The sequence below is a fragment of the Desulfosoma profundi genome, from assembly GCF_055387865.1.
Genome location: NZ_AP042420.1, coordinates 2,624,691 through 2,636,903, shown reverse-complemented (window position 1 = coordinate 2,636,903; position 12,213 = coordinate 2,624,691). Strand labels below are relative to the sequence as shown.

11 protein-coding genes are annotated in these 12,213 nt (G+C 57.1%); 7 read left to right on the top strand and 4 right to left on the bottom strand.

From position 1 onward, the window contains the following. Positions 1-381 precede the first annotated feature (381 nt). The 4 genes from ACZ5K9_RS11390 to murJ all read left to right on the top strand — a co-directional run bounded on the left by ACZ5K9_RS11390 (position 382) and on the right by murJ (position 6,007). The gene (locus tag ACZ5K9_RS11390) at positions 382-1,368 is read left to right on the top strand and encodes a TAXI family TRAP transporter solute-binding subunit (RefSeq protein ID WP_464273966.1); all 987 of its coding nucleotides are present in this window, start codon (positions 382-384) and stop codon (positions 1,366-1,368) included. 115 nt (positions 1,369-1,483) lie between these two features. Beyond that, positions 1,484-3,574, top strand: a complete 2,091-nt coding sequence (locus tag ACZ5K9_RS11385) for a TRAP transporter permease (protein WP_464271456.1) — start codon at positions 1,484-1,486, stop codon at positions 3,572-3,574. After that, complete coding sequence (locus ACZ5K9_RS11380; RefSeq protein ID WP_464271455.1) at positions 3,575-4,423, top strand: beta-keto acid cleavage family enzyme; 849 nt, start codon at positions 3,575-3,577, stop codon at positions 4,421-4,423. Positions 4,424-4,429: 6 nt separating this feature from the next. Further along, the gene (gene murJ / locus ACZ5K9_RS11375; RefSeq protein WP_464271454.1) at positions 4,430-6,007 is read left to right on the top strand and encodes a murein biosynthesis integral membrane protein MurJ; all 1,578 of its coding nucleotides are present in this window, start codon (positions 4,430-4,432) and stop codon (positions 6,005-6,007) included. Here murJ and ACZ5K9_RS11370 read toward each other — a convergent pair. From ACZ5K9_RS11370 to ACZ5K9_RS11360, 3 genes are read right to left on the bottom strand one after another with little or no spacing between them, the layout of a single operon-like run. Then, positions 5,946-7,907: a molybdopterin biosynthesis protein gene (locus tag ACZ5K9_RS11370; protein WP_464271453.1), complete on the bottom strand. Its 1,962-nt coding sequence runs from the start codon at positions 7,905-7,907 to the stop codon at positions 5,946-5,948. The genes murJ and ACZ5K9_RS11370 overlap by 62 nt on opposite strands. Before the next feature lie 21 nt (positions 7,908-7,928). After that, complete coding sequence (locus tag ACZ5K9_RS11365; RefSeq protein ID WP_464271452.1) at positions 7,929-8,741, bottom strand: carbon-nitrogen hydrolase family protein; 813 nt, start codon at positions 8,739-8,741, stop codon at positions 7,929-7,931. Continuing rightward, complete coding sequence (locus ACZ5K9_RS11360; RefSeq protein WP_464271451.1) at positions 8,738-9,547, bottom strand: endonuclease/exonuclease/phosphatase family protein; 810 nt, start codon at positions 9,545-9,547, stop codon at positions 8,738-8,740. Before ACZ5K9_RS11360 ends, ACZ5K9_RS11365 begins: the two co-directional genes overlap by 4 nt. 448 nt (positions 9,548-9,995) lie before the next feature. Here ACZ5K9_RS11360 and ACZ5K9_RS11355 point away from each other — a divergent pair, with 448 nt between their 5' ends. Further along, on the top strand, positions 9,996-10,358 hold the full coding sequence (locus tag ACZ5K9_RS11355; RefSeq protein ID WP_464271450.1) for a hypothetical protein: 363 nt from the start codon (positions 9,996-9,998) through the stop codon (positions 10,356-10,358). A 38-nt stretch (positions 10,359-10,396) separates the two neighbouring features. Here ACZ5K9_RS11355 and ACZ5K9_RS11350 read toward each other — a convergent pair whose 3' ends face one another. Beyond that, positions 10,397-10,588, bottom strand: coding sequence for a hypothetical protein (locus tag ACZ5K9_RS11350; RefSeq protein WP_464271449.1), 192 nt, complete (start codon positions 10,586-10,588; stop codon positions 10,397-10,399). Between the two features lie 258 nt (positions 10,589-10,846). On the opposite strand from ACZ5K9_RS11350, the gene ACZ5K9_RS11345 reads away from it, so the two are divergent. Continuing rightward, on the top strand, positions 10,847-11,449 hold the full coding sequence (locus tag ACZ5K9_RS11345; protein WP_464271448.1) for a YceI family protein: 603 nt from the start codon (positions 10,847-10,849) through the stop codon (positions 11,447-11,449). 54 nt (positions 11,450-11,503) lie between these two features. Further along, the gene (locus ACZ5K9_RS11340) at positions 11,504-12,187 is read left to right on the top strand and encodes a transglutaminase-like domain-containing protein (RefSeq protein ID WP_464271447.1); all 684 of its coding nucleotides are present in this window, start codon (positions 11,504-11,506) and stop codon (positions 12,185-12,187) included. Positions 12,188-12,213: the final 26 nt, after the last annotated feature.

The window sequence follows — 12,213 nt, the reverse complement described above, 5'->3', positions numbered from 1 at the left end:
GGGTTGCGTCGGAACGCATTTCTTGGTAAGCACAGAAGTCGGCTAGTCCTGGAACGATCACTGGACGCCTTTTCCGTCGGTACCGGATTGAGAATGCCTTTCTGAAGCAAGCTCAGGGGGATCTCCCGCAGTCACCGCCGGAACGACATTCAAACTCTTCGGCGGAGCGCGGCGCGACGTCGGCGCGCTGCATCCCTCAAGACCGCCGAGCCACGCCATTGTCAAACAGGCGGATTTTCCTAAATCAGGTATCGAGTCCCCTAGACGGCCGCAGGCTTCTGATTCGTATCCGAAAAAAAACGAGGGGGAGTGGGAAAAACGGAGATTGTGCCGGGCTTCTCCAACAAAAGGTCGATGGAAAAAGAAAGGAGGACGGAGATGATGCGTATCGGGAGATGTCTTGTCATGGCGTTGGTATTAGGAATGCTTGTCGTCCCTGTAAACCCTGCGCGGACTGAAGCCAAGACGGTTTTCGTGACCATCGGCACCGGGGGCATCACCGGAGTGTACTATCCTACGGGTGGCGCCATCTGCAAAATGATCAACGATAAGCGCGATACCTATGGCATCCGGTGTACCGTAGAAGCCACCGGGGGATCCGTATTCAACATCAACGCGGTTCTGTCTGGAGATTTGGAATTTGGCATCGCCCAATCGGACCGGCAATATCAGGCGGTGAAGGGTGAGGCCGAGTGGAAAGACAAGGGTCCCCAGAAGGACCTTCGAGCCGTGTTCAGCCTCCATCCCGAAGCCGTGACCCTAGTGGCGGCTGAAGATGCGGGAATCAAGACCGTTGCCGACCTCAAAGGCAAGCGTGTCAACATCGGCAATCCCGGTTCCGGCCAGTTGCAAAATTCCATCGACATCTTGGAGTCTTTCGGCATCAACTGGGAGAAAGACCTCAAAGCAGAACAAGCCAAAGCCGCCGAAGCCCCCGGGCTGCTCCAGGACGGGCGGATTGATGCTTTCTTCTATACCGTAGGGCATCCCAGCGGGGCTATCAAGGAAGCCACTGCGGGGCATCGGAAGGTGCGTTTTGTCCCCGTCGAAGGAGCCCCGGTAGAAGCCATGATCAAGAAGTATCCCTACTACGCCAAGGCGGTGATTCCCATCGCCATGTATGAAGGCGCCGCCAATAAGGAAGATGTCCCGACGGTCGGTGTGAAAGCCACGATTGTCACCTCTTCCAAGACTCCTGACGATGTGGTCTACGCCATCGTGAAGGAAATCTTCGACAATCTGGAAGGTTTCAAGGCCCTGCACCCCGCCTACGGCGTTCTGACCAAGCAGAACATGTTGGAAGGCCTATCGGCCCCGTTTCATCCCGGTGCTGACAAGTACTTCAAGGAAACAGGGCTGCTGAAATAGGGTCGCGTCTTGAGTCGGCGGCGGCCGTCGAGCCGCCGCCGCGCCCCGTACTCACGCAGCTCGCTTGCCCGGTAGCCGTCAATCCATATCGTCGATGAGTTCCGAAGGATTTTCCATGAATTCCTTACTCAAGGATAGCGACCCCGGTCTGGAATATGCTCGGAAACTGGCCGAGGAAGAAGCCGGTACGGGCCGGGCCAGCAGAGGCTTTTCCAGGGTGGTTGTTTCCAGCGTCGGGGTCGCCTGGTCCCTTTTCCAGCTGTCCATCGCCAGTTGGCTCATTTTGGACTCCTGGTACGTCCGAGCCGTCCATCTCGCGTCCGCCATCTTCATCGTCTATGTCAGTTTCCCCATGTTCCGCAAACCCCGCCTCGGGATCAAGCTCTGGGCCGCCACCGACCGCGTTCCCCTCATGGATTGGATCCTCGGCCTTGCGGCCGCCTGTGCCGCCCTCTACGTGGTCTTCGACTACCGAGGGATTGTGACACGATACGGCAGCCCCGAACCTCGCGATATCTTCATGGGTTTCCTGTTGATCGTGCTCCTCTTGGAAGCCTCTCGGCGCGCCATCGGCCCCGCTCTGACCTTCATTGCCACAACATTCACGCTTTACGCTTTTTTCGGCCCATACATGCCCGATTTCATCGCCTTCAAGGGTGTGTCCCTGAACCGGTTTATCGGGCAAATGACCATGTCCACCGAAGGGATTTATGGTATTCCATTGGATGTATCCGCCACCATCGTCTTTCTCTTCGTCCTTTTTGGATCCATGCTGGAAAAAGCCGGGGCGGGTCAATTTTTCATTCAGCTGGCCTTGAGTTTACTCGGAGGCTTCAAGGGTGGGCCCGCGAAAGCGGCCATTTTGAGCAGCGGCCTTACGGGGTTGGTTTCAGGGTCAAGTATCGCCAATGTGGTGACCACAGGCACCTTCACGATTCCCCTCATGAAACGTGTGGGATACCCCCCGACCAAAGCCGCGGCCATCGAGGTTGCGGCGAGCACGGACGGACAGTTGGCGCCGCCGATTATGGGCGCGGCAGCGTTTATCATCGCAGAATATGTCAATGTCCCCTACATCAGCGTGATCAAGGCCGCGGCCATCCCTGCTTTTGCCTCCTATGCCGCGCTCCTTTTCATTTCCCACATTGAAGCCTCGAAGCTGGGTCTTCAGGGGCTTCCCCGTGCAGAACTTCCCCCTTTTTTCCGGACACTTCTCGGCGGTCTGCAGTACCTCATGCCTTTGGCCGTGCTGCTCTACGAACTTGTGATCCTCAGGCATACACCGCAAATGTCCGCCTTCCGCGCCATCTGTGTCCTCGCAGTCCTTATGGTCGTACAACCATGCGTTCGGGCCGTGAAAGCCAAAACCTCCCTCCTCGACGCCTTGAAAAAAGGTTTCCTGGATATCTTGGCCGCCTTCGACTCAGGAGCCCGTAACATGGTGAGTGTGGCCATGGCCACGGCGGCGGCAGGGATTATCGTCGGCGTGGTGGCCATGGGTTTAGGGGGGTTGGTCAATCAAATCGTTGACGTCCTTGCGGGAGGCAACATTTACCTCCTGCTGATCATTACCGCGATAGCCAGCCTCATTATCGGTATGGGGCTGCCGACCACAGCCACCTACATCGTCATGGCCTCCTTGACGGCCCCGGCCATCGTCACCGTAGGGGGATCTTACGGCTTCGAAGTGCCCCTCATCGCCGCGCATCTCTTCTGCTTCTTTTTCGGGATCCTCGCAGACGACACACCTCCCGTGGGATTGGCCGCTTATGCCGCATCCGCCATCGCTCGATCCGATCCCATTCGGACCGGCATCCAAGGTTTCATGTACGACATTCGGACAGCCATCCTCCCATTTATGTTCATCTTTAACCATGATCTCATTTTGCATGGCGTGGACAGCTGGCTTCAAGGCATGCTCATTTTCGCCATGACCTGTTTCGGAAACTTTGCCTTTGCCTCTGCGACCCAAGGATGGCTCATAACCCGGAACCGGTTTTATGAAGTACCCATGCTCCTTGGCGTGACCTTGATCATGATGCGCCCCGAACTCATCGCCTCATGGTTGGGGGTGGACTACGGCCGTCGCTATTGGATGTATCTTTTAGGTCTTGCTCTTTTCGGGACTATCTTTCTCTTGCAAAAGCTGCGCACCCCTAAAGGGACGCCTGAAAAAAAGCCGTTCGTCGAGGAAAGAACCCTATAAATGGACAAACTCATCATTACCGTTGCCTTGACCGGGAATGTGCCCACTAAGGCCATGAATCCCAACGTGCCCATGACGCCGCAAGAGATCGCCGACGATGTCCGTCGATGCGCCGACGCCGGCGCGACGGTGTTTCACGTTCATGCTCGCGACGAAAACCAGCGCCCAACGCTTGACTTGAAATACTTTAAAGAAAACGTCCGAAGCATCAAAGACGTCGCACCGGACGTGATCATCCAACTGTCCACGGGAGCTCGAGCGGGCAAAGACTGGCAAGCCCGCGCAAACCCGGTGAGGCTTCTGCCGGAGATGGCTTCTTTCACAACGGGCTCAAACAATTTGCCGGGCATCGTCTACGAAAATTCCCCTCAGTTCATCGAATTTCTCGCCGGGGTCTTCAAAGAAACGGGCGTCAAACCCGAAATCGAGGTTTTCGAAACAGGGATGATCAATAACGCCCTCCATCTTCAAAAAAAAGGTCTTCTCAGGGGACCGCTTCATTTCGATTTCGTTCTCGGCGCCCCGGGATCCATGCCGGGTTCTGTCAAGAACCTGTTGTTTCTCTCGGAAAGCATCCCGCCAGGGTCCACGTGGAGTGTGGCCGGCATCGGCAAGGCTGAAATTCCCCTGGCCACCGCAGCCATCGTCATGGGGGGGCATGTCCGCGTCGGATTGGAAGACAATCTTTTCCTGCCCGATGGCTCACCAGCCACCAATGCCAGGCTGGTTGAGAAGGTCGTGCGAATCGCCCGTGAAACGGGACGGGACATTGCCTCTCCCGACGAAGCCCGAAAGATCCTCTCCTTGGACCCCGCCCGCAAAGACCTCATCCTGACCATGGTGGGCTAAGATCCCATGTCCTTTTGGGAACGTCGTCAAGCCATGGGATGGGCCGCCGCCCTTCTCGGCGGCAGTGTGCTGCTGTCCCGGTTCATGGGCCTGCTTCGGGACAAGGTCATTTCCTTTTATTTCGGGGCCTCAGAGGAATCCGACGTCTATTTTGCGGCGTTTGTTGTTCCGGACTTCATCAATTATCTTCTCGCCGGAGCCTACTTCTCCATCACCCTTATCCCCTTGCTCACGGAAACCTTTCAAAAAGACGAGGACGACGGCTGGGGGTTTCTGTCTGCGGTGGTTTTCTGGACTGCCCTAACAAGTTCAGCTTTGACGGCGGCGGTCATGATTTACGCGAACCCGCTTTCCCGATGGGCGGCACCAGGGCTGAGCATCGACGCGACAAAGCGGTTGGCCTTCTTTCTCCGCATCATTGCTCCGGCCCAGATTTTTTTTCTTCTGGGGTCGTGTTACAGCGCCGTGTTGTATCTGCGAAAGCAGTTTCAGGTCCCTGCCTTGAGTCCCCTCGTGTACAACGCCTTCATTATCGTTCTCGGCGTGCTCATGCGGCATACAGGCATGACCGGTTTTTGTTGGGGTGTCCTTTGCGGCGCCTTTCTCGGCAATTTTCTTTTGCCTTTTTTGGCAGTGCGTCTCGGGGGCAGCTTTCGCTGGCGCTGGCGGTTCTGGCACCCCCGGCTCACGCGATTCCTCACCCTGGCCATGCCCTTGATGATAGGTCAATCCATCGTCGTTCTGGACGAGCAACTGGTTCGGGTATTTGGATCCATGGCCGCCGTGGGGGCAATCAGTTGGTTGAATTACGCCCGACGCATTATGCTGGTTCCCGTCGGGGTCGTCGCTCAAGCCGCCGGCACCGCCTCTTATCCTTTTCTCGCCGAGGCTTACACCGCCGGCGATACGTCCAAGTTTTTTGAAACCCTGAACACCGCCTTCCGAAACACCCTCACCATTCTTATTCCCATATCTTTCTGGATGATTCTCGCGGCGGAACCCATTATCATCTTGATCTTCCAACAGGGCCGTTTTGGTGCCGCGGACACGGTGGAAACCACCTGGGCCCTGCGGATTCTCCTCAGCGTCGTCTTTTGCTGGGGTCTCCAGCAGATTCTTGGACGTGGCTGCTACGCGAGGCAGGACACCGTCACACCGGCAATCATCGGCACCCTGTGTACTGTGGCTATGGTCCCCCTTTACTATTTTGGGGCTGTGCGCTTCGGGGCCCGAGGGGTCGCCGCTGCGAGCGCTCTATCTGTAGCGCTTTACACCGGAGTGCTAAGTCTGTGGTGGCGACGCCGGTTGGGACCGTGGGCCTTCGCAGGTCTTATGGGATCCGCAATGAAAATCACCGCCGTCACGACCGCCGCCACGGTCCCCGCCGCCTTGGCTCTTTTCTGGCCGACCCTGTGGGGATTTTCCAACCTCTACTCCCAGGCCCTCTTCCAGCTTGTCCTGTCCGGCACCGTGTTCGTCGCAGGTTTTGTCATCTTGGGGCGCCGTTTTGCTGAGGATCTGCTCACGCCTTTTTTGAGTCGCCTGACCATGTCCATGAAGCGCCGTCCCAGACGGCCACAATAGCGCCGGAATCCGAGGGATCGTACCCCCCCAGAGCCTCTACGAGCTGACGGAATCGTGCCGATGCGATCACGTGGAGTAAGGTTTGGATTTTGGGATCATCCCAACAGGTGTGGGGCACTACCAGATCATACCGCTCTTCACACAGGGGCATGAAATCCAGACCCAGCGCCTTGGCCGCCGCATAAATGGCCATGCCGCAGTCGGCGCCGCCGCTGAGCACGTTTACCGCCACGGCCATGTGCGTGTACTCTTCCCAGTCGTAGCCGTGGATCCCTTCGGGGCTTCGGCCGATTTTGGCCAACTCATAATCGAGGAGGATCCGGGTGCCTGATCCCGGCTGCCGGTTCACAAAACGCACATCCGGCCGGAATAGATCTTCTAAGCCTTGGATGTTCTTGGGGTTCCCCGGAGCTATGACCAGGCCTTGACGGCGGCGCACGAGCTGCACCAGGCGCACCGGGACTCCACTAAGGTACTTTTCCACGTAGGACCGATTATAATCGCCCGTTTCGGTATCCAAGAGGTGAGTCCCGGCGCAGTGCGCTTGGCCCCGCCGAACCGCCAGGAGCCCCCCGAGACTCCCCACATTACTCGAGGACAGGTGCAGACGTGGATCGGCCCTTTTCAGTTCTGCGGCCAACACATCCACGGTGTTATCATGGCTGCCGATCATGACCAGCGTGTGCTCCAAATCCTCTTCGGCCCGCAACAGACGCACCCGAACGGATTCGCCTTCGTTGATCCCCTCGCATTCCTGGGGGATTTGCACCAGCCCGTCGGCACGAACCAGGGACGTGATGACGCCCGCTCCGCGCTGTAAGGGCATGGCCACAAGGCGGTTGTGGACTCGGCCGACAATGACCCGAAGGAATTCTTCCAGGCCTAGTTTAGAGGGCATTTTTCGGCCCATGATGGCTTCCACGGTCATCCACTGGGGTTCAACCAGGCCCTGCATCCAGTAGAGCAGGGGACGGACGAATTGTTCAAAGGCAATGATGGCGGACACCGGATACCCGGGCAACCCGATGAAGGGTTTCCCTCCGACGATCCCAAGCAACACGGGCTTCCCCGGCATCATGGTCACGCCGTGCACCAGAAGATCCCCAAATTCTTGAACCAAGGCTGCGGTGTAGTCTTCCGATCCGGCGGATGACCCTGCGTTGAAGACAATCACGTCGGCGTCAGATGCCACGGCTTCCTGCACCCGGACACGTAGCGCCCCCGGGTCGTCTGGAATCGGTTCGTACAACCAGGGAAGGCCACCTTCCTGTGTCACCATGGCGGCTATCACCATGCCGTTGAATTCCACGATCTGACCTGGCATCGCCTCCGCTGCTTTTTCCGCCGGCACCAGCTCCGTGCCCGTAGGTTGAACCCATACCCGAGGCGTCCCATAGACCGCCACCGTCGTGACCCCCGAAGCCAACAAAGCCCCTAAGTCCGCAGGGCGCAAGCGATGCTGCTGCGGCATGAGCAGTTCACCGGCGACAATATCTTCCCCGACTTTGCGCACATGTTGCCACGGGAACGCCGCCGCACGAATTTCAATGATATGTTCGTCCACGGGATGGACGTGTTCGATCATGATGACCGCATCGGTCCCCTCGGGAAGCGGCTCCCCCGTGTCGATCGGATAAGCTTGTTTTCCCACGATGAGGTGTTTCGGTCGGACAGCGCTCGCCCCGAAGGTGTCCGATGCTTTCACGGCATACCCGTCCATGGCTGCCCCATGATAACGAGGTACGGAAAGACGTGCAGTCACGGGCTCGGCCAAAACACGCCCCAAGGCTGCATGAACGGGAAGCTCTTCCACGACCATGCGTCGATCCCCAACAGCCTGTCGCCATTTTTTTCGAGCGTCCTCAAGGGTATGCATTTCCAAGTAGATTTTTCGTTTCATGAGATCCTTCCGCCCCGCCGGCTACACTCGCTGGAATCCGAACCGATTCCAAAATTCCCGTCGGTACTTTCGCACGGACCCTAAGTGCACTTCGGTAATGTGGACCTGTTCCAATTCATCCAACTGGACGGTCACCCAATCATCAAGGGTGTCCAAACTTCGGAACCAACGCCGGAAAGCGGCTTTATCCAGCAAACGCGGAGGTTGGATGACAAAACTGCCTCCGCCATGCTGATGATAGCGTCTGCCGGCGATGAGGGCATTGTAGTCCGCCGTGTTCACCCCAACAACGGCGAGAAAGTTGTCGAACGCTCGAACCAGCGCCCCGGTTTTCCAATGTCCTCGCAAGATCGGGAAGATGCTGATGTTGATAATGACTTCCACACCTTGATCCGTCAGTTGTTTGGCGGCGTCGGGCTGACCCCAGAAATCGATGCACACAGGGATACCGATTTTTCCAAAATCCACGGGGAAAGCCCGAAAGACCCCGTCCCCCGGGCTCATGTGGAGATGTTCGCGCTCCAAGGCCCCCAGATTGACCTTCCGTTGACGTCCCAGAATGCGCCCGGAGCGATCGAAGAGGGTGGCGGTGTTGTACAGCCGATCCCCCTGCTGTTCCACCAGCCCCGCCACAATGTAGGTGTGCAGATCTCGGGCCGCCTGGGCTAACACCTCTTCTCCTGCAAAGGGAAAATATTCGGGGAAGCACACCAGATCCAGTTGTTGGCCTCGGCATTTTTCCAGGAGATGCATGCCGTGGGCGATGTTTCTCGGATCGCCGAATTCCACATAAGGCTTCGGCTGCACCAACGCCACACGAATGGTGTCTTTCATTTCTCCTCCCTCATCGCTCTGCGCATCGATTGCTCTGGAGCCGTCCACACGAGATCCGCGCAATACGGAAAATGATCGGAAGGGTACCGTCCTTCGAAGTGATCCCGGATTATCCAGGCCTCGTGAACGTGGAAATGCGAGGTCACCAGAATCCAGTCCATCCGACTCTTTTGCGGCACACCGGAAAAACCATGATGAGTCTTCTCGGCCTCTCCCTCGGCCTTCCCTACGGCTTCCCAGGTGTCTTGCAAGCCCACGGAGGCGTCCGTGAGGATGCGATGGACCGGTGATCCAGGGCCATCGTTGAAGTCTCCCATGAGGATGTGGGGGCCGGGACGGCTCATGACCCAGCGGGCGAGAATCCGCCCCTGTTCCCGACGGGCCTCGGCGCCGATATGGTCCAAGTGGGTCACGGAAACATAACAGTTTCGGTTCGTGCTCCGCTCCCGAATCCGGGCCCAGCTCATCATCCGTGGAAAAGCACTGTCCCAGTCTTTACTCCGGTGCACATCAGGGGTGCGAGAGAGCCAAAACTCAGCCCCCTCCGTAACGACGCCCCATTCCTGACGAATGAACAGCGTCGGATATTGGCACGTATCGTCCACGATTCGCTTGGGAGCATGGATGGCGTAATCGTCGAATTTATCGGCCAAGTACTGGAGCATGCTCCAACGCCCTTCTTGAGTGCCCAACAGGTCGGGCTTGTAGCGCCGGACGATTTCCACCACCAAATCGCGCCTGTAGCTCCAGCTGTTTTGTCCGTCCCAGTCGTTTTCAAATCGGAGGTTGAAGGTCATCACACGCATCGCATCCCTACCGTCCTTCGGCCCCAAGGATCGGCCATAGGGTCGTCGACATCGCCAAATCTGCAGTTCCTGTCATGTGTTTACCCCAAATTTTTCTTCTCATGTTTTGGTGTGCGGATGCCGATCCTGGAAGTGAAAGGCAAGAGAATTGCATCGGTCAAAGCACTGGAGAGAAACCCAGGCGTCCATCCGGGCGCACGAAAAAGGAGACACGACATGGAGGCGACCATGGGTGTTTGTGCTTGGTTTGGCTACCTGTTCTTATGGACCTTGGGGTCGGCCGCGGCGGTATGGGCGGCCCGCAGACTCGTCTCTGAGCGCCGTCCTGCACGTCGGAAATGATACCGAAACAGGGTTTCAGGATCGACCCTAATGCCCGTGCCGCCATAAACCGAGTTGGAGCACTCGCGGAGCACCTCCATTGCCCTGTCGCAAAGGAGGTCCCATCATGCATACCTGCCAAAGTTGTTCAACCTGTCAGTGTGAAACATCAGAAAATCTCTTCGTGGACGATTTTTTCCGAAAGGCGCAGTCCTGCGGGGAGCAGGAACCGGCCGTTTTCTTCGGCGACAACCGGGACGAACTCTTTGATCGCTTCCGGCTGAGCCTCGACCCAAGCCATCAACGGTATGTGGCCGGTTACCAATGGTTCTGCCGTGTATGCGGCAAGCCCGGGGCCAGTAAGGAAGTGTGGTTTCCCTGTCGTCAAAAGTTCGTCACGGTCAAAGTGGTGTGCCATCTCGGCTGTCATAACCACTGGCGCTTGAAAATCCACGCGCAGCGGCCCATGACTGTGGCCTACGTCTGCTGAACTCCGAGGCCCTTATGGGTGAAGCGGCGAACCGCGGCCTATGACTCGTCCCTACCCTTGGCTTTGTAGAAATCCAGGAGAAACTGCGCTTCGACCGGCGACAGATCGAAGCGCAGGATCGCCTCATGGACGATCTTTTGCACGGGTTTGTCCGGAAATTCCTGCACACAGTTCGACACCCACTTGACGGCTCGACGAATTGCTTCCCCTTCAGGCATCACGGTTGCCATCGCGGCGTTCACCTTTCATCAGATGGTCTCACTTCACAAAAGTTCACCGTCCTTGCGGTCTTTTTCCACATTATTACTAGCACCTCGGCATCCATCTGTCATCCTCATTTGATGCGCCCCCCGTGGTATACTCCTCCTGCATCTGGACCGAGGTTCTCGACGGCACTAACTTACTACTACAGTAATAAGGCCTCGGTCGTCATGGAAATCGTGGCGGCTTGAGGTGCGAAGAAAACCCCGAGCGAGGGAGAGGACCCCATGAAGAAAACCCTAGCAGCCTTTGCAGCGACATGGATCATAATGGCCTCAAGTATGCTCGGTGCCGGCCAACACGGTGTCTGGACCTTTGATCCGGATCACACCAGCGTCAGCTTCACCATCCGACATATCCTGGCAAAAGTCATTGGAACGTTTGACGAGGTGCGTGGCCAAGTGGTTTTCGACCCGACACAGCCCGACAAAGGCTCCATTGAGGTGACAATTCCCGTGAAGAGCATCAACACCCGAGTGGAAAAACGAGACGATCACTTGCGGTCGGCGGATTTCTTCGATGTCGATAAGTATCCGTTGATGACTTTCACGAGCCGACAGATCGTCTCTCAAAACACTCCAGGACGGTTCATCGCTCGAGGAACGCTGACCATCAAGAACGTGAGCCGGCCACTGGATCTGCCCTTCGAGTATTTGGGCACTCGAGCCCATCCTTTCGATCCCACCAAGGAAATCATCGGCTTTGAAGCCCACGCGACCATTGACCGGTTGGAATTCGGGGTTGGCAATGGAGAGTTCTTTCAAAAGGGCTTGATCGGCAAAGATGTGGACATTGTCATTTATGTGGAGATGGTTCGCGACAAGGCATGATCACCGGGGGAAAATTCGGCCGTAAATAGGACAAAGAGGCGGGGAGGAACGCTGATGCAGCAATACTTACAACGCACGGATATTCTCGACTGGGATCATCCGCGGGTGCGGGCCTTTGCACGGGAGGCGGTCGGCCATGCCACGGATCCGGTCGAGAAAGCCGTGCGGCTTTACGAAGCCGTCCGGGACCGGATCCGCTATGACCCTTACTCCCCCTTTTATCGTCCCGAACATTATCAAGCCAGCGAAGTCGTGCGACGTGGGCGAAGTTTCTGCATTCCCAAAGCAGGACTCCTCTGCGCGACGGCACGATCTGAAGGAATTCCCGCTCGGATCGGATTCGCCACCGTCAAGAATCATCTGGCAACGAAGCAGCTTCTCGACTATTTAGGAAGCAATGTCTTCGTCTATCATGGATACACGGAATTGTTTCTCGAGGGCCGGTGGGTCAAAGCCACACCGGCGTTTAACAAGGAATTGTGTTGGCGACACGGCATAGATCCGCTGGATTTCGACGGGCGCAGCGATTCGCTCTTTCATCCCTACAACAAGAGCCAACAAAAATTCATGGAATATCTTGCCTATCACGGGGAGTACGCAGATATCCCCGTGCAGGCCATTGTGGACGCGTGGAAAGCCGCCTACGGATCGCAGAGGGTGCAAGGGTGGATTAGGGCGATGGAAAACGCCGAGCACCCTGTCCGACGGGTCTTTGAAGAGGAAGACGTGGTCTCGTGAGGCAACGGACACCGGGCCATGCAGCG